At 37.0% G+C, this 17,498-nt stretch carries 16 protein-coding genes and 1 tRNA gene; 2 read left to right on the top strand and 15 right to left on the bottom strand.

Going from position 1 to position 17,498, the window contains the following annotated elements:
• Window positions 1–102: 102 nt before the first annotated feature.
• From RWM19_RS06150 to typA, 6 genes are all read right to left on the bottom strand, one after another.
• Window positions 103–714, bottom strand: a complete 612-nt coding sequence (locus RWM19_RS06150) for a hypothetical protein (RefSeq protein WP_294020684.1) — start codon at window positions 712–714, stop codon at window positions 103–105.
• A gap of 46 nt (window positions 715–760) precedes the next feature.
• Complete coding sequence (locus RWM19_RS06145; RefSeq protein ID WP_313984925.1) at window positions 761–1,681, bottom strand: 1-phosphofructokinase family hexose kinase; 921 nt, start codon at window positions 1,679–1,681, stop codon at window positions 761–763.
• A gap of 1 nt (window position 1,682) precedes the next feature.
• Window positions 1,683–2,903 carry a peptidase T gene (gene pepT, locus RWM19_RS06140; protein WP_313984922.1) on the bottom strand — a complete coding sequence of 407 codons (1,221 nt, stop codon included), beginning with the start codon at window positions 2,901–2,903 and terminating at the stop codon, window positions 1,683–1,685.
• Between the two features lie 4 nt (window positions 2,904–2,907).
• Window positions 2,908–3,477 (bottom strand): DJ-1 family glyoxalase III, encoded by a 570-nt coding sequence (locus RWM19_RS06135; protein WP_313984920.1) that lies wholly within the window; start codon window positions 3,475–3,477, stop codon window positions 2,908–2,910.
• A gap of 135 nt (window positions 3,478–3,612) precedes the next feature.
• A complete protein-coding gene (locus tag RWM19_RS06130) occupies window positions 3,613–4,188 on the bottom strand; it encodes a uracil-DNA glycosylase family protein (RefSeq protein ID WP_313984917.1) in 576 nt (191 codons plus the stop codon).
• Between the two features lie 56 nt (window positions 4,189–4,244).
• Entirely contained in the window at window positions 4,245–6,077 is a 1,833-nt protein-coding gene (gene typA / locus RWM19_RS06125; protein ID WP_294020690.1) for a translational GTPase TypA, read from the bottom strand.
• 135 nt (window positions 6,078–6,212) lie between these two features.
• Here typA and RWM19_RS06120 point away from each other — a divergent pair.
• A tRNA-Leu gene (locus RWM19_RS06120) sits at window positions 6,213–6,294 on the top strand.
• Between the two features lie 175 nt (window positions 6,295–6,469).
• Window positions 6,470–7,936, top strand: coding sequence for a flavocytochrome c (locus RWM19_RS06115; protein ID WP_313984912.1), 1,467 nt, complete (start codon window positions 6,470–6,472; stop codon window positions 7,934–7,936).
• A gap of 61 nt (window positions 7,937–7,997) precedes the next feature.
• Here RWM19_RS06115 and RWM19_RS06110 read toward each other — a convergent pair whose 3' ends face one another.
• The 9 genes from RWM19_RS06110 to cdaA all read right to left on the bottom strand — a co-directional run bounded on the left by RWM19_RS06110 (window position 7,998) and on the right by cdaA (window position 17,453).
• Window positions 7,998–8,357 carry a DUF3781 domain-containing protein gene (locus RWM19_RS06110; protein ID WP_313984909.1) on the bottom strand — a complete coding sequence of 120 codons (360 nt, stop codon included), beginning with the start codon at window positions 8,355–8,357 and terminating at the stop codon, window positions 7,998–8,000.
• A 5-nt stretch (window positions 8,358–8,362) separates the two neighbouring features.
• Complete coding sequence (locus RWM19_RS06105; protein WP_313984907.1) at window positions 8,363–8,644, bottom strand: hypothetical protein; 282 nt, start codon at window positions 8,642–8,644, stop codon at window positions 8,363–8,365.
• A 53-nt stretch (window positions 8,645–8,697) separates the two neighbouring features.
• The gene (gene zwf, locus RWM19_RS06100) at window positions 8,698–10,074 is read right to left on the bottom strand and encodes a glucose-6-phosphate dehydrogenase (RefSeq protein WP_313984904.1); all 1,377 of its coding nucleotides are present in this window, start codon (window positions 10,072–10,074) and stop codon (window positions 8,698–8,700) included.
• Window positions 10,067–11,446, bottom strand: a complete 1,380-nt coding sequence (gene gndA / locus RWM19_RS06095; RefSeq protein ID WP_313984901.1) for an NADP-dependent phosphogluconate dehydrogenase — start codon at window positions 11,444–11,446, stop codon at window positions 10,067–10,069. Before gndA ends, zwf begins: the two co-directional genes overlap by 8 nt.
• Window positions 11,433–12,374: a beta-propeller fold lactonase family protein gene (locus RWM19_RS06090; protein ID WP_313984898.1), complete on the bottom strand. Its 942-nt coding sequence runs from the start codon at window positions 12,372–12,374 to the stop codon at window positions 11,433–11,435. Before RWM19_RS06090 ends, gndA begins: the two co-directional genes overlap by 14 nt.
• Window positions 12,375–12,471: 97 nt before the next feature.
• On the bottom strand, window positions 12,472–13,587 hold the full coding sequence (gene glf, locus RWM19_RS06085) for a UDP-galactopyranose mutase (RefSeq protein WP_313984895.1): 1,116 nt from the start codon (window positions 13,585–13,587) through the stop codon (window positions 12,472–12,474).
• A gap of 12 nt (window positions 13,588–13,599) precedes the next feature.
• Window positions 13,600–14,937 (bottom strand): phosphoglucosamine mutase, encoded by a 1,338-nt coding sequence (gene glmM, locus RWM19_RS06080; protein WP_313984892.1) that lies wholly within the window; start codon window positions 14,935–14,937, stop codon window positions 13,600–13,602.
• A 3-nt stretch (window positions 14,938–14,940) separates the two neighbouring features.
• The gene (locus RWM19_RS06075; RefSeq protein ID WP_313984889.1) at window positions 14,941–16,329 is read right to left on the bottom strand and encodes a CdaR family protein; all 1,389 of its coding nucleotides are present in this window, start codon (window positions 16,327–16,329) and stop codon (window positions 14,941–14,943) included.
• A gap of 2 nt (window positions 16,330–16,331) precedes the next feature.
• A complete protein-coding gene (cdaA, locus tag RWM19_RS06070) occupies window positions 16,332–17,453 on the bottom strand; it encodes a diadenylate cyclase CdaA (RefSeq protein WP_313984886.1) in 1,122 nt (373 codons plus the stop codon).
• Between the last annotated feature and the right edge of the window lie 45 nt (window positions 17,454–17,498).

Genomic DNA, 17,498 nt, shown 5'->3' with positions numbered 1-17,498 from the left:
CCTCATCTTTGCACTTAAAATAGCATAATCATCGCTACAGTTCAATGTAGGATGATTCTTCAAAATAAAAAGGTTCAACCAAACGATCAAACCTTCCTTGCATTAGTCAGCGACTTCTTTCGCAATCTTGCGATAGATATCCTGTAATTCTTGTTTTTGTGCATCGGACAATTGTTTATCTGGATCATCCTTTGATAATTCAAAATCATCTAAAAGTGATACATGATAATCAACCAGCTTACCATTCTTTACACCGATGACTGCTGGCACATAGAAGCCTTTTTCACCAGAAGAATTTACCTTTAATACTGGATCAATGTATTCTAGTAACTTCTTGTAGTCATCTTTTTCAACTTTTGCAGAAGCGTCAACGTAATAAATTGTTAAGTTTAATTCCTTTGCAACTTCATTTAACTCTGGAACTGCACGGTTACACCAAGCACATTCATCATATCCGTAATAAAGAATGCCTGTTCCACCCTCTTCAAACATACGTAGAGACTCTTTCAATGTGATAAGTTGGAAATCTGCAACATCATTGCGAATCCACTTATAACCCTTCATATCTGCCTTTGTGGAATTTAATTTGATTGGGTTTGTGATTGTGAGTGTATTTGAAGTTTCACTTGTAGATGTGTTCTTCTTACTCTCAGTTTTATTGAAGCAGCCTGCTAGTAATACGACCGCTAATAAGCATGTTAAGATTTTTTTCATCTTGTACCTCTTTTCTTTGCGTTTTAGTATAGCATAATCTAAAAACTCAATCTATTTTTCGAACTTCAACGGAATTAGAGAAAGACTCAATCTTTTCACGTGTAGCCAAACCTTTAGAATACGCTGTGGCAGATCCACAGGATGCCCCAAATTGGAAGCTATCTACGATATTTCTAGAGCGGTTATATTCCATTAAGAATCCCGCAACGAGAGAATCTCCAGTTCCTACTGTATTGACGATTGTTGTTGGATCTAATACTTCACACTGGAACGTTCCTTCCTTTGATGCTAGAACCGCATTACCACTGATATCTAGTATCATTACGTTTTCAACCCCTTGGGCATGTAAATCTTTTGCGGCACATACCATATCTTCTGTTGTTTCAACAGGATAGGATACAAGTGCCTTTACCTCTTCCTTTGTTGTCTTCAACAAGAATAACTTCGTGGATAACATTTTCTTTACAAGCTCTGCATCTGTATCTAAGACAACTTTAATTCCATCTGCCTGTAACTTCTTTAAGATAGATACCATATGATTGACCGTATAAGATGGTGTATTTCCTGCTAATACAAGTACATCATTTTCATAGAGTGTATTTAGCTTTCCTGCTAGATTATCTAAATCCTTATCCTGGATATATGGACCACATGCATTCATGTTTGTGTCTGTTGTTGAATTACACTTTACATTGATACGTGTATTGCCATCGATATAGGAGAAGTTAGGACGAATGTCTTGATACTTTGTTAATAAGCGAATATAAAAATCTTTAGTAAAGCCACCCAGGAAGCCAAATGCGCGGGATGGCACTCCTAAGTTACTTAACACGATAGAAATATTGATTCCCTTGCCACCTGCTTCATAATATTCCAAATCAGAGCGATTTGTTTTCCCTGCTTCAATTGGATCAGTAAACTCCATGTAATAATCTAATGAAGGATTAATTGTACATGTACAAATCATATTATACCTCTGCTACATTCTGAATAATCTTCAAGATAACTTGTATGGATAGTTCTAACTCATCAATTACACAGTATTCAAAGCGACCGTGGAAGTTTCCACCACCACAGCCAATGTTTGGACACGGCAGTCCCATAAAGGAAAGCTGTGCACCATCCGTACCACCACGGATTGGTTCTTGTAGAATATGAATTCCTAACTCTTCCATGGACTTCTTCGCAACGATAACTGCAGTTGGATCTTTATCCAACACTTCCTTCATATTGCGATAGCTATCCTTGATTTCAATCGTTACAGTACCTTTACCATACTTCGTATTGATGAATTCAGCAGCCTTTAACATCAACTCTTTCTTCGCTGTTAACTTTTGATAATCGTGGTCTCGAATGATATATTCAAGCTCTGCACTTTCTACATCACCTTTCATATTATGAAGATGAATAAAACCTTCCCATAACTCTGTGTGTTCAGGTACTGCATGTGCAGGCATCATTGTTTGATATTCACATGCAAGCTTTGCCGCATTAATCATACGATTCTTTGCGGAACCTGGGTGAATGGAACGTCCACTAAAATGTAGTACTGCAGATGCCGCATTAAAGGTTTCATCTGATAGTTCACGTACAGTTCCACCATCCATTGTGTAGGCAAACTTCGCGCCAAACTTCTCTACATCAAAGAAGCGTGGACCATTGCCGATTTCTTCATCTGGTGTAAAACCAATCGCAATCTCACCATGCTTTACTTCGGGATGATCATGCAAGTATACAAGAGCTTCCATGATGGATGTAATACCAGCCTTATCATCTGCACCAAGTAATGTATTACCATCTGTTACCATCAAACGCTTACCCTTGAACTCTTTCATCCATGGGAAACGTTCCATGGATAATGTCACATCTTTATTCAAGGCAATATCCTTACCATCAAAGTTTTCGATGATACGCGGATTGACGCCAGTACCACTAAAATCAGGCGCTGTATCCATGTGTGCAATAAAGCCTACTGTTTCAACCTTTTTATCTAAGTTTGATGGTAGCTTTGCGTAAACATAACAATGTTCATCTACCGATACATCTTGTAAACCTAATTCTTTTAATTCCTCAACGAGTAGATTTGCTAAATCGAATTGTTTCTTTGAGGAAGGTGTTTCTTGTTCATTTGCAGGATCTGATTGTGTATCAATCTTGCAATAACGTATTAATCTTTCTGCTGCACTCATGTTCTTACTCCTTTTCTGATTGTAAGAATGAGTGTTCATACTGAATCCCATTCTTTACATTTTCTAATGTTTGTTTATCACATAGTGTTTCAATGATTTTTAATGCAAAATCAATCGTCGCACCCATACCACGACCTGTAATCAAATTGCCATCTTTCACAGCCAATACTTGTTGGTATTCACCGTTAAAGCTTGGTTCATCAAAAGTTGGATAACAAGTATACTTTCTATCTTTTAATAAACCACGATGACCTAAAATTGATGGTGCTGCACAGATTGCACAGGATAACTTTCCTGCTTTAAAGTGTGTTTCATATAAATCAACGAGTTTCTGATTGTTTTCAAGATTTTGTGTACCTAATTTTCCACCCGGGAAAATCATAACATCATATTCATTTTGAAACTCGCTAAACAGTTTATCAGCCTGAATCTTCACTTGATGAGATGTTGTAACTGTCAGGGTCTCATTCATTGAAATCATATCAATCATCAAACCTGCACGACGTAATAAATCAACTGTTATCAGTCCTTCACAGGTCTCAAATCCATCTGCCATAAAAATTGCACATTTCATTTCAATATCTCCTATCAATTCGTTGTTTCTTTTTAACTTATGATAAATATTATACACCTTCAAGGCTTCGCCTTATCATTTATACTCTATTTTATATATGTTTGTAGCATAGAAAAACCGCAGTATCTGCGGTATTCACTTCAAAATTTGACGAACTCGTTTTTGCAGTTCTTTCACAGTTTTCTCTTCAAACCAAGGATTTTTACCAAGCCATCGAAAGTTGAGTGGACTTGGATGAACAATTGGAAAATACTTTGGTAGATATTCTTGATAGTTTTCTACTGTTTCCGTTAAATTCTTCTTTTTCTCTTTACCAAGATAATAATCGATAGAATACTTTCCAACCAACAACGTCAATTCAATATTTGGCATTAACTTTAAAAACTTCTCATGATATTCTTGCGCAATAAACTTGCGTGGTGGTAAATCACCTGTTTTTGCCTTACCAGGATAATAGAAATCCATTGGCAAGATTGCGATATCCTTGCTATAGAATTCTTTATCATCAATTCCCATCCACTTACGTAAACGAATACCAGATTGATCATCGAAAGGAATTCCTGATCTTTCTACATGTGACCCTGGAGCTTGCCCAATAATTAAGATTTTTGCGCTAGCATCTACCTGTAAGATAGGACTGTATCCTTTATTTGTATATTCTTTATTCCGTGGATCTTTTTTCAACTCTTCTAATAATTCTTCTATTTTCATCTTTATAACCTCTGAAAGAAAAAATCCCGCTATCTTTCGATAACAGGATAAACCAATTACATTTCAGATTCAATCTTTCCGATTTCACGAGCGTGTCTTCTACGATCGATTTCGGTTAGATACTTCTTACGAATGCGAATATCTTCTGGTGTAATTTCTACAAGTTCATCATCGTTGATAAACTCAATCGCAGCTTCTAATGACATGATACGTGGTGGAACAAGCTTCATGGCTTCATCATTACCAGTAGAACGAACCGCAGTCATCTTCTTATTCTTGATCGGGTTAACACCCATATCCATATTCTTAGCGGATACACCAATAATCATACCTTCATATACAGGTGTTTGTGCACCGATGAATAACTGTCCACGTTCCTGAATGTTCCAAAGAGCGTATGTCATAGCACTGCCTGTTTCCGTAGAAATGAGAGCACCATTTTCACGCTGTGGAATTTCACCCTTAAATGGTTCATAACCATCTAAACGCTGTACCATGGTACCTTCACCATGTGTCATATTAATGAAGTCGGATCTAAATCCAATCAATCCACGTGTAGGACACTTATAAGTAATACGTGTATATGTACCAATTTCTTCCATGTCAGAAAGGATACCCTTACGTACATTGAGTGCAGAAATAACAGAACCAGAATATTCTGTAGGAACATCAATTACAACTTCTTCGATAGGTTCACATGTAACACCATCAATCTTCTTCATAATAACTTCCGGACGTGATACTGCAATTTCAAAACCTTCACGACGCATCTGCTCTAGTAAGATTGTTAAGTGTAATTCACCACGACCAGATACCTTGAATGTATCTGTAGAATCTGTATCTTCAACCTTTAAACCAACGTTTACTTCAAGTTCTTTATCTAAGCGTTCACGAATATTACGTGAAGTGACAAACTTACCAACTTGTCCAGCAAATGGAGAATCATTAACCATGAAGTTCATAGATAGTGTTGGTTCTTCAATCTTTAACATTGGCATTGGATCTGGAGCACCTTGAGGGCAGATTGTATCACCGATATTAATATCAGGAATACCAGAAATCATACAGATTTCACCACACTGAATTTCTTCAACTGGAACACGACTCAATCCCTTGTAGATAAAGACCTGATTTGTCTTACCTTGGTGTGCATTACCATCTGCGTTACATACTGTATAAGATGTCGCAGCCTTTAATGTACCTTTATATACACGTCCAATTCCTAAACGTCCGATATAATCGTCATATGCAAGTGCGCTGATTTGCATCTGCACTGGCTCATCAATCAAGTTTGGATATGCTTGTGTATGATGGATAATTGTTTCAAATAGTGGGACGATATCTTCATTTGTACCATCCTGCTCATAATGAACAATACCCTCTCTAGCCTTACCAAATAAGATTGGGAAGTCTAACTGATCATCTGTTGCGTTTAGTTCGAGGAATAATTCATAAACTTCATCGATAACTTCGTTAGCACGAGCATCCTGCTTATCCATCTTATTAATTAATAAGATAGGACGTAGACCTGCTTCTAATGACTTCTGCAACACGAAACGTGTCTGTGGCATCGGTCCTTCGGCAGAGTCGACTAACAAGATAACCGTATCAACCGTTTTGATAATACGCTCAACTTCAGAAGAGAAGTCTGCGTGACCTGGGGTATCAACGATATTAATCTTATAGTCTTTGTATGTTACAGAGCAGTTCTTAGAATAAATAGTAATTCCTCTTTCACGCTCGAGATCGTTGGAGTCCATAATGCAGTCTACAACCTTCTCGTTATCTTTAAATACATGACTTTGTTTGAGGAATGCGTCTACTAATGTTGATTTTCCAGCATCAACGTGAGCAATGACAGCAATGTTAATAATCTTTTGATAGTCCATCTTCTCTTCACCTTCTTTTAAGCATAAGCGGATAAATTATATATTTTATGGCCGCAAATTACAACCCAAACCCATCTAAAATACAGATGTTTTCATTGACGATAGATGTGGAGGTTGCTATAATATTTGAGCGATGCACCAGTGGTGGAATCGGCAGACACGTACGCTTGAGGGGCGTATGAGGCAACTCGTGCAAGTTCAAGTCTTGTCTGGTGCACTATCAAAACCCGCAATTTCGTGGGTTTTTTTATGCTTTCATCTATACTTTACTTTCATGAAAAGTTTGCAAGTTGATATTTAATTTCAATAAAAAGAATGTAAGCGGTATAATATCTCTTTACTTTTAGTTGTGATAAAACTATCATTGATACTTGTAGGAGGAAAAGATTAATATGAAAAAAGTATTGATTCCGGCTTTAGCCTTAACAATGGCTTTATCCTTAGCCGGCTGCTCAAAATCTGACAAAACAGGTTCTACAGCAGAAACAAAAGAGACAGTAAAGACAGACTACGATGTAGTAGTTGTTGGCGCTGGCGGAGCTGGTCTTACTGCCGCAATTACAGCAGCTGAAAACGGTGCATCCGTTGTTGTTGTTGAAAAGATGGCAGCTATTGGTGGTAACACAGCTTTATCCGGTGGTGAAATGGCAGCACCTGGTAACTGGTTACAACAAAAAGAAGGCATCGAAGATAGTACTGATAAGTTCTATGAAGATGTAATGAAAGGTGGCGACTACAAGGCTAATCCTGAACTCGTTAGAGTTTTAGCTGATAACGCTTTAAGTGCTGCTGAATGGTTACGTGATGACATCAAGGTTGACTTCGAAGACAAGATGATGTTCTTTGGTGGACACAGCGTAATGCGTTCCTTAGTACCACATAACGAATCTGGTGTTGAAATCATCAAGAAGTTAAAGGCTAAGGCTGATGAATTAGGTATCACAGTATTAACAAACACAAAGGCTACTGAATTAGTAGAGTCAGATAACAAGGTTACTGGCGTTAAGGCAACAACAAAAGATGGTGATGTAACATTCACAGCTTCTAAGGGTGTTGTACTAGCAACTGGCGGTTTCGGATCTAACATTGAAATGCGTAAGGAATACAATCCAGAGATGGATGAAAAGATTCTATCTACATGTTCCCCAGGAAGCACTGGCGACGGTATTGTGATGGCTGAAAAGCTTGGTGCAGCTACAGTTGATATGTCATATATCCAAACATATCCAACATGCGACATCACATCAGGTACATTATTATATGTTGGTGACGTTCGTTTAGCTGGTAGATCAATCCTTGTTAACAAGGAAGGTAAGCGTTTCGTTGAAGAACTAGAACGTCGTGACGTTATTTCTAAGGCTGTTACAGAACAAACTGGTGGTGTTTCATACATGTTCTGGGATGAAGCATCTATGGAAGCTTCTGGTGTTAAGGAAGCTCACCCTGAAGAATACGAAAGACTCATCAAGGAAAAGCACTTAGTGAAGGCTGATACAATCGATGAAGCTGCCGCATTCTTCGGTATTGACGCTGAAACATTAAAGAAGACTATCGCAGATTACAACCAATACGCTGCTGATGGTAAGGACTTAGAATTCAACAAGCGTGGTAAGTTAGTTGCCTTCGGTGAAGGTCCATACTACATCATGGTTTCACAACCATCTGTTCACCACACAATGGGTGGTGTTGTAATCAATACAAACGCTCAAGTATTAGACAAGGATGGCAAGGCTATCTCTGGTCTATACGCTGCTGGTGAAGTTACTGGTGGTATCCATGGTACAAACCGTCTAGGTTCTGACGCTATCGCTGATATTACAGTATTCGGTAGAATTGCTGGCGAACAAGTATCTAAGTAACAAACAGATAAAGCGAGATGAGAAAATCATCCCGCTTTTTTTATTATTCGTTTTATTGTTTTTATCGCTTTTTTGCAGAAACTATCATATAACTACATGCATTGACTAAGATTTTAATATCATCAGTAATACAGATCCAATTCTTTCCTTCTCTAGATATCTTGCAATTCTTATCACTTATTTTATTTTTACAATACTCAACAACATCTTCTAGATTTAAATTTAAACTCTCTTTGATTCTAATTCGCCCTTCAGGTGTTACATTTATATTATCTATATTTAATAAAAAATTTTCTATAGTTTCATTTTTAAGTATTTTAGTATTATGTGAAAGAATTTCTTTTACATCTTTTGCGTAACTTTCTATACATTCTTTCCAGTCATCATCATTTCCCCACCAATGATATTTTGAACAATTCATCCTATTCAAAACTCTAGATGGATAGATTTTTTCAATCTCCAATTACAAATCTGTTCTCTTTTAATGATGCATTCAATGAAACCATTTTTATGCCTGGGTTTTCCTAAAACAACAAGTTTATCTCCACCATCTCCCCATTGGTGTGGGGCAATGTAGACTTTAGTACCAGGAGATAATAACTTTATACCAGATTTAATTTCATGTTCTTCTCCATAAAATCTTTTATCGACTATATTCCCAACCAAACACCATCTCCAGTCATAGTTTATTTTTCCATTTTCCTTCATAATCGTAGCACCCTGTCCTAATTATAGCATGTAAAAAGCCCCGCTTAACGAGGCTAATTCCACTGTTCAAAATCATTATGATATAACTGAGAAAGTTCTTTAGGTTCGACACTTCCTTGTGGATATGGATAGACTGGCAGATCTGCGTCGTAATACATCTGCTTTAAAGCATCGATATATTCCCAACTATATTCAATCATTTCCCATTTTGTAAACCATGAGTTATCGCCAATCATGCACGCATGTAACATTCTTTCATACGCTTCTGGCGTATTTAGCTTAAAGATTAAATTACAGTTTTGGCAGAAGTCCATCTGTGCTTTTGTAATACTGTCTTCACCTGGTGTCTTGATATTAAATTCAAGATATACACCTTCTGTTGGTTGAATCTTGATTACTAGTACATTTGGTTCTACATCTTCACGCTGTCTTTTGAATGTAATCTTTACTTCAATTTCTCGACGAGCCATTTTCTTACCCGTACGGATATAGAATGGAACACCCTGCCAACGTTCATTATCAATAAACAGTTTTAACCCTGCAAAGGTTTCAGTTGTAGAAGCAGGATTAACATGTAGTTCTTCTCTATATCCTTCATACTGACCCAATAATAAAGTATCCTGAATCTTTAGTTCATTAACTGGACGTAGTTGTTTTAGTACTGTGAGTTGTTGCTCATTCATATTTCCTGTTGGATCATCTACTGCTACAATACTCATAATCTGTAATAAATGGTTTTGAACCATATCCTTGAGGGCACCTGCATGATCATAATAGTTTCCTCTTGTTTCAACACCGACTTCTTCTAGTGCTGAAATCTGAACATTATCTATATTATCTTTATTCCAAACATTCTTAAATAATAGATTAGCATCACGAATCGTTAGGATATTACGTACCATTTCTTTTCCAAGATAGTGGTCAATTCGATAAATATGATCACTACCAAATAGCGTCTCTAATTTCTTACTTAGGAATTTCGCAAGTTCTAAACTTGCGCCAAAAGGTTTTTCTAATACAATCTTTGGCTCATGCATGTTTTTCATTGTAGAAACACCATCTGTAATTCCTTCAAAGAAATCCGGTGCTACCGCATAATACACAACATGATTTTCAGATGGATATGCTGCGTAGTATTGGTCTAATAACTGGTATTGCGCTTTATCTGTAAAATCCATGCGAAAATAATGAATGTGTTCAAAAAATGCTTGTAACTGCTCGGTTTTTACTTTTACTTGCGCAAACTCACTAATCCACGGTTCAATAATTCCTTGATAATCCGCATCTGTATATTCACGTCTTCCAATCGGAGTAATTAAGAACTCCTTAGGAAGCTGATTTTTTATGTACAGATTATACATTGCAGGCAAAAGTTTACGATATGTTAAGTCACCTGTTCCACCAAATATTGTGAGTGTTAGTTTATTCATGGCTGCCCCACTGATGGTGTTCAAATCCTTCACGGTCGACTCTTTGATATGTATGTGCACCAAAGAAGTCACGTTGACCTTGGATGATATTCGCACCTAAACATGTACTAGATAATTGATTGATATATGTAAGTGCAGCGGTAAATACTGGCAGTGGTAAATCAATAGATTGTACAACAATCTCTTTTAACGCTGACGTATTTTCTAATACTTCATTTTTGAATACTGGATAAAGAAGTAAATCATCCGCACCATCATCATATGCATGCATGATATCCTGTAATAACTTTGCTTGGATAATACATCCTGCTCTAAAGATAGCCGCAATCTGTTTAAGATTTAAATTCCAGTTGTATTTATTAGATGCATCTCGATATAGATTGAATCCCTGCGCAAAAGCAACTGTCTTTGCTAACTTATATGCTTGGTGCACCTTTTCAACGTCCACATTCTTCTTATCATTTGTATTTTCCTTGCGATAAGCATCACGTAAAGCAAGTTGGTTAGACATGATACGTGCTTGATACGCTGCTGTTAATAAAGACGCATTAAACTCTTGTCGAAGTGCTTCAATACTTGTCCAACGACCTGTACCCTTATTTCCCGCTACATCTAAGATAACATCTACGAGATCATGTTCTGTAACAGAATCTTTTTCTCGCAATACAGTTACTGTAATATCAACGAGATAGCTTTGTACATCGCCTTGGTTCCACTGCTCTAATATATCCGCAATCTCACTGTTGGTATAGCCTGCTGTATATTTTAGAATTAAATATGTTTCCGCAAGTAATTGCATATCCGCATATTCAATTCCATTGTGTACCATCTTCACATAATGACCACTGCCTTCTGGTCCAATATATGTACAACACGGTTCACCATCTTTCTTCGCTGCGATATCTTCTAATATCTTTCCTATCGAAGCGTAGGCATCTTTATCTCCAGATGGCATGATACTTGGACCTTTTAAAGCACCCTCTTCACCACCAGATACACCAACGCCAAAATATTTTAATCCATGGCTAGCCATCTGCTTGTGACGACGATTTGTATCCTCAAAGTAAGAATTACCACCATCCATGATGATATCTCCTTCTTCTAATAACTCTGAAAGTTGTGCTAGTACATCATCAACCGGTTGACCAGCTGGTACCATCAAAAATACACGACGTGGTTTTTCAAGAGAATTCACAAAATCTTCTAACTTTTCAAAACCATGAAAACTAGGGATATTTTCATCAATCAATAGTTTTGTACGTTCAAAAGAACGATTATATCCACTCACTTCATAGCCATGGTTTAGCATATTTAAAGCAATGTTTTTCCCCATGACGCCTAATCCAATTACACCAATATTACTCATTTTCATTACTCCTCATGATAATAGAAACACCTTCTGGAATTATTACTGTTGATACTGCACTCTGTATGTATGCATGTTTAATCGGCAATACACTTAGAGAATCTGAAAAGCGATTTGCGACAATAATATCATCATCCACAATCACAAAGTCACGTGGATGCTTACCAGCACAAGATGTTACTTGAATACGTTTAACATCTTTACCAGATACATGTAATACTGTAATGACATCCTGTGTACGTGTTGATACGTATAAATAATCACCCTTCTTACGTATTGCGGCTGTATCTTTAACATGTGATAAACCATTCTCTAAAAGTTCTACTGTATTTATAACTTTCTTTGCATGCATGTCTACAACATATAGAAGATTACTTAATTCACCTACCACATATAGGTATTTCTCATCATCTGAGAATACCGCATGTCTAGGTCCAGATCCTTCTTCAAATTGAATCTCATCTACAACCTTAAAATCTTTATCAAGAATCTTAATCTGGTCCATAAAAAGACATGGTACTAGATATTGATCCTTGTATGGGATAACCTGATGGCATCCAGCCTTATCCTTAATGTGTGTTCTCTGAACCAGTTCAAGATGGTTATTTTCAAATCGTAATAGCGTTACGTCTCCACTGTGGAAGTGTGCTGTAAAAATTAAGTTATCTTTCACACCGACATAGCATGATGTAAATGCTTCAAAAACAATATGATCAATTTCATTGCCATTTAAATCAAATACCGCAACACCAGATCCTTCTTCAAAATCACATACTGCCACGATATAGTCGTTCATCCACGCTAAATACTTTGGATTACGTACTTTCGTAAATAAATGAACATCTGTTAACGTTTGATTTTCATATGTGAATGCGTAAATACCTTCACTCTTTTCAGATGTGTATGTTCCTACATATCCTGTATATGACATCATTAGTTCCTCTTATTTCTATTGGTCTTATTGTATTCTCTTTCGTTTAAAAACACTGCTATTTTGCCCTAAAACACAAAAAGCCAGATTACTCTGACTTTTATATTTCCTTACTCTTTTCTAAAGCAGACGCAATAACCTTATCCATATCATAGTACTTGTACTCACCTAAACGACCACCAAAAAGGATATTTGTTTCGTGTGAGGCAAGTTCCTTATACTGTTCATATAAAGCGGTATTCTTTTCATCATTGACTGGATAATAAGGCTCATCTCCCTGTTTCCATTCAGAACTATATTCACGGCTGATGACTGTCTTAGCTAAATCGTTACCATTTTCATCTTTACCGAATGTAAACCACTTATGTTCGATAATACGTGTCCATGGTGTTTCACGATCTGTATAGTTTACTGCCGCATTTCCCTGGAAATTCGGAATATCTAAAAGTTCATTTTCGAAACGAACAGATCGATATTCTAACGTACCCAAACGATAGTCAAAATAAGCATCGATTGGTCCTGTATAAACCACTTTTTCCGCAAGTGCATCAAACTCTTCTTTTGCTTGAAGATAATCAACATTGAGTCGAACTTCAATACCTGCAAGCAGGTTTTCAACTAACTTTGTATAACCGCCAACAGGAATACCCTGATAAAGTGCATTAAAATAGTTATTATCAAAAGTTAATCGAACTGGTAAACGTTTGATGATAAATGCTGGCAACTCAGTACAAGGTCTTCCCCATTGTTTTTCCGTATATCCTTTGATTAGTTTCTCATAGATATCTGTTCCAACAAGTGAGATTGCCTGTTCTTCAAGATTTGTCGCCGTCGTAATATTTGCGGCTTTTTTCTGTTCTTCGATTTTGAGAATCGCTTCTTCCGGTGTTACAACACCCCACATTTTATTAAATGTGTACATGTTGAATGGTAGAGAATACAACTCCCCATGGTAATTAGCAACTGGTGAATTCGTGAAACGATTGAATTCGATAAATTGTGTAATGTACTTCCAAACATTTCTGTCATTCGTATGAAAAATATGTGCACCATACTCATGTACATCAATGCCTTCTACCTTCTTTGTGTAGATATTACCAGCAATATGAGGACGTTTATCAATAACAAGAACCTTCTTGCCTTTTTCTTTTGCCTGTTGAGCAAATACTGCACCAAATAATCCAGCACCTACAACTAGATAATCATATTGTTTCATATGTACTCCTTATTAAGCACCGTATTTTCTACGGATAATATCTGCAACCTTTCCTACAAGACGTTCACAGATTTCATCTGTCTCAGCTTCTGCCATTACACGTAATAATGGTTCTGTTCCACTTGGACGAACAAGGATACGACCATTACCATTGAGTTCTTCATTTACTTCATCGATTGATTTTTGGACTTCCTCATCATCCATTACTAGCGTCTTATCTGTAACCTTAACATTTACTAGTAACTGTGGATAAATCTTAAGTCCATCACAAAGCTCGATAATACCCTTACCAGTATTCTTCATAACTTCAAGCACAGAAAGAGCTGTTAATAAACCATCACCCGTTGTGGCATGTTCCTTCAAGATGATATGGCCACTCTGTTCACCACCGATAACATAGTTATCACGGAACATGACTTCAGAGACATACTTATCTCCTACCTGTGTCTTTTCAACTTGAATTCCTTCACGTTCCATCGCTTTATATAGACCTAAATTTGCCATAACTGTTGTAACAATTGTGTTATTTGTTAACTTGTTATGGTCACGTAAATATTTACCAACGATGTACAACATGAAGTCACCGTTTACAAGTTCTCCATCTGGACGAACCATAATCTGACGGTCCGCATCACCATCAAATGTTAAACCAACAGTATAGTCACCCTTCTTCATTTCTTCACAGAATAGTTCAGGATGTGTAGATCCACACTTTGTATTGATATTGATACCATTTGGCTCATTGTGAAACGCTGTTACTTCAGCACCTAATCTTTCAAGTGCCTTCTTAGCTGTAAATGATGAAGAACCATTTGCACAATCAATTGCAATCTTCCAGCCACTCAAATCTAATGGATATTCTTTTACAATCCAATCTAAGTAAATTTCAATTCCTTGTGGGTAAGCAATTACCTTACCAATTTCACTATCTGTACGATATGGAATTGTAACTTTACCATCAATATAGTCTTCAATGAGGCCTTCAATATCACTGGATAATTTGAATCCATCATTTGAGAACACTTTAATACCATTATCGTAGAAAGGATTATGGCTAGCAGAAATCATTGCACCACATGCAAAACCATTCTCCTTTGTTAAAAGACAAATCATTGGGGTTGGGCAATATCCTGCTAGATATGCATCACAACCTTCAGAAGTAATACCAGCTGCTAGTGCATTTTCAAACATATCACTAGATAGTCTTGTATCCTTACCGATTACAATTTTATTCTTTCCTTCTTTACTGAAATAGTATCCCAGGTATCTTCCAACCTGGAAGGCCCTCTCTGCTGTTAATACTTCATTTGCTTTTCCACGGATTCCATCCGTACCAAAATATCGTCCCATTCGTTATTCTCCCTCTTTCTGTTGGGTATTTTGATCACCTAAAACTGTGAGTGTAAGTTTATTGTTTTTCAAGCTGTACTTTACAAGTCCTGTTGTTGGCTGCTCTACCTTCACTTCAAATTCATGCAGGCCAGGCTCTGCTGTGGACATATCAATATATAGATAAATATCATTCTCATTAATCTTACTGATGTTATCTTGTGTACCAAACACTTCCACATCCATAGTAGTAATATTGTCTGATTGTGTAGCTTTGTAGTTATGTACATTGTTCTTATAGTTAATTGGAACACCAGAAATTGTCTTTGTTGTTCCTGCGCCAAATTTCACTTCGACACTAATCGTAGAAACATTCGCTGATGTAATACCTGTAGGCAATGTAATATCCTGCGATACTGTCGTATCCTTTGTAAGATTCGATACATCTACTTCTACCGTAATTTTATCAACATCGAGCAACGCACTTTCAGTACCGTAAATTGTAACAGTCTGTTTATCAGCTACCGCTGAGGCGACAGCCTGATTATCACCAGGTGTACCTTTAATCTTTACTTCGATAGGTACTGTTTTGTTTGGTGAAGTAACCGGTACATATACATGCATGGTTTGAGGTTCGATATCTACATTTACAATTTGACCATTTGCATCGTAGGCAACAAGTTTTGCATCTTGTTCAAAATCTGCAACTTGATTGGATACATCAATAAGTGCCTTTACAAAAGCAATTTGATTCAATGTATCCTGTGATGCCCGAATATTTACAACAGAAGACGCAAATTGAGGAGTACCGACGTTATAGATACCATCCATCTTATCACGATGAATAATGTCATAAGAGATAGCGAATTGTTGTGTAACCTTCTTCTTGATTGTTACAACAGCATTCGATGGATTAACGATTGTATTAACTGAATCACCAAATCCTTCCGCAATCAATGTTACTGCATGTGTTCCCTCAGTTAAGTTTGTTAAGTCCGCAACAACTTTACCATTTGTAGTACTTGCGGCAGTAACGCTTGTCGCATCACCTGTAATCGTAACATCGGTTGTTGTAGGAATCCCTGAAATCTCATACTCTTGTGTATCATATTGTACATATACCGCAACATTTTGAACGGTACGGCTTGTCTTGAGTGATGTCTTATATAGTGAAGTAATATCATTGTAGTTTACAACAACATATAAAAGTGCTGCCAAGACTAACGATACAACTTTTGCATACTTCGCATTGAATAATACACGATCAATCCCAGTAGATGCATAGTGAATAAAATGGATAATCTTCTGTACAAATCGATCATACTGGCTTGATATTCGCTTTGATTGATTTGCAAGATGCTTTGCAAGTTCAAGCTTATTATGATCCATATGATGTTTCTTCTTATTTGCCATTATCATTCACCTCCTTGCTTATGATCAGAGGTATCTGATTGTTTATAATTTGTTTTATTGTGTGTTGGATAACTTGGCGTTGGACGCTTCTTCTTATGTGGAAGTTTGATTGAAGCAGCCTTCGCGGCCGCATCCGCTGCTTCATGTACATCCTCTAATGCATGTTTACGATTTGCGGATGTATCATTTTGTTCAGCTGGAATAACTTCTTCTGCAGTAATCTTACCTGCTTCAAGAATTGTCTCTTCATTAGCAGCTGGTGTATCATCCATCTTTGTTTGAAGTTCATGTACATCTGCTTCAATGATCGTTTCGTCATCGTTATCTTCACCATTTTCCTCAGTTTGACCAATGATGATATGTGTTAGATATTTACGCAGTTGTTGTTCATTTACAGCAGTCAACTTGCCACCTTCTGCAATGGATACGTTTCCTGTTTCTTCAGATACAACAATCGTGATCGCGTCTGTAATTTCACTAATGCCAATCGCAGCACGATGTCTTGAACCATAGCGAGATGGAATATCTGCCGTTGTCGGTGGAAAGTATGCACTTGCGCAGGCAATCTTATCACCCTGAATAATAACTGCTCCATCATGCAGTGGCGTCGAAGTAACAAAGATTGAAGTTAAAAGCTCTGCTGTTACATCAGAATTCAATCGCGTTCCAGTCGCAATAAAATCATCCAAAGGATGAGATTTCTCAATGGAAATCAACGCACCCGTTTGATCAGCGCTCAATAAACGAACTGCAGTCACAATATTATCTACTAACTTTTCCTTCTCATTACCACTAAGTGAACTCATTCTAGAGAAGAAACTACTCTTACCAAGTCTTTCCAAAATCGTACGGATTTCTGGCTGGAAGATAATAATAACTGCTAAAAATCCCCAGTTAATAAACATGTTTGTCAAAAACTGCAAGGTTTTAAGATTCATGACCTTTGCAAGTACATCTACGATGATGACAAAGATAATACCTTTAAATATCTGCATGGTGCTACTCTTACCACGAACAATGCGTAAAGCAGCCAAGATAATCATCCAAATTACTACTATATCAATAACTGTCGTACTGAAAGTTAAGAACTTGTCCCATAATGATGATAAGTTATAGGTTGACATTTAACATATCCCCTTTCAAATATGTTCTTATTATATCATACACCA

It is taken from the genome of uncultured Solobacterium sp. (assembly GCF_963517755.1).
GTDB lineage: Bacteria > Bacillota_I > Bacilli_A > Erysipelotrichales > Erysipelotrichaceae > Bulleidia.
The sequence above is the reverse complement of the archived record's forward strand: the minus strand, read 5'-3'. Positions and strand labels throughout refer to the sequence as shown.

Coding starts and splice junctions, on each gene's coding strand:
- RWM19_RS06150 (WP_294020684.1), bottom strand. CDS start 714: ATGAAAAAAATCTTAACATGCTTATTAGCGGTCGTATTACTAGCAGGC.
- RWM19_RS06145 (WP_313984925.1), bottom strand. CDS start 1,681: ATGATTTGTACATGTACAATTAATCCTTCATTAGATTATTACATGGAG.
- pepT (WP_313984922.1), bottom strand. CDS start 2,903: ATGAGTGCAGCAGAAAGATTAATACGTTATTGCAAGATTGATACACAA.
- RWM19_RS06135 (WP_313984920.1), bottom strand. CDS start 3,477: ATGAAATGTGCAATTTTTATGGCAGATGGATTTGAGACCTGTGAAGGA.
- RWM19_RS06130 (WP_313984917.1), bottom strand. CDS start 4,188: ATGAAAATAGAAGAATTATTAGAAGAGTTGAAAAAAGATCCACGGAAT.
- typA (WP_294020690.1), bottom strand. CDS start 6,077: ATGGACTATCAAAAGATTATTAACATTGCTGTCATTGCTCACGTTGAT.
- RWM19_RS06115 (WP_313984912.1), top strand. CDS start 6,470: ATGAAAAAAGTATTGATTCCGGCTTTAGCCTTAACAATGGCTTTATCC.
- RWM19_RS06110 (WP_313984909.1), bottom strand. CDS start 8,357: ATGAATTGTTCAAAATATCATTGGTGGGGAAATGATGATGACTGGAAA.
- RWM19_RS06105 (WP_313984907.1), bottom strand. CDS start 8,644: ATGAAGGAAAATGGAAAAATAAACTATGACTGGAGATGGTGTTTGGTT.
- zwf (WP_313984904.1), bottom strand. CDS start 10,074: ATGAATAAACTAACACTCACAATATTTGGTGGAACAGGTGACTTAACA.
- gndA (WP_313984901.1), bottom strand. CDS start 11,446: ATGAAAATGAGTAATATTGGTGTAATTGGATTAGGCGTCATGGGGAAA.
- RWM19_RS06090 (WP_313984898.1), bottom strand. CDS start 12,374: ATGATGTCATATACAGGATATGTAGGAACATACACATCTGAAAAGAGT.
- glf (WP_313984895.1), bottom strand. CDS start 13,587: ATGAAACAATATGATTATCTAGTTGTAGGTGCTGGATTATTTGGTGCA.
- glmM (WP_313984892.1), bottom strand. CDS start 14,937: ATGGGACGATATTTTGGTACGGATGGAATCCGTGGAAAAGCAAATGAA.
- RWM19_RS06075 (WP_313984889.1), bottom strand. CDS start 16,329: ATGGCAAATAAGAAGAAACATCATATGGATCATAATAAGCTTGAACTT.
- cdaA (WP_313984886.1), bottom strand. CDS start 17,453: ATGTCAACCTATAACTTATCATCATTATGGGACAAGTTCTTAACTTTC.